This window comes from Mycobacterium sp. Soil_C_30 (assembly GCF_057656995.1).
Window position 1 is genome coordinate 1 of record NZ_JBDGJH010000065.1, and the last position, 420, is coordinate 420.

Here is a 420-nt window from a genome sequence, read left to right on the forward strand (position 1 = left end):
CAGTGGGGAGATCATGATGGCGCCGGTTTCGGTCTGCCACCAGGTGTCCACGATCGGGGTGGCGTCGGCGCCGAAGGTCATCCGGTACCAGCGCCAGGCCTCGGGGTTGATGGGCTCACCGACTGAGCCGAGCAACCGCAACGACGACAGGTCGTGGGCGGCCGGGATCTGGCGGCCCCATTTCATGAAGGTGCGCACCAGGGTCGGAGCGGTATAATAGATTGTGACGCCATAGGTTTCGATGATCTGGAAGTGCCGGTGCTCATCGGGGGAGGCCGGGGTGCCTTCGTAGACCACCTGGGTGACGCCGTTGGACAGTGGTCCGTAGACGATGTAGGTGTGTCCGGTGACCCAGCCGATGTCGGCAGTGCACCAGTACACGTCGGTCTCGGGTTTGATGTCGAAGACATTGAAATGGGT

Annotated in this window: 1 protein-coding gene; it reads right to left on the minus strand. The window is 62.4% G+C overall.

What is annotated here, in order from left to right; genetic code table 11:
• Nucleotides 1-420: AMP-binding protein (locus AC3A6P_RS36135; protein WP_487697467.1), on the minus strand; the 420-nt coding region annotated here is incomplete at both ends.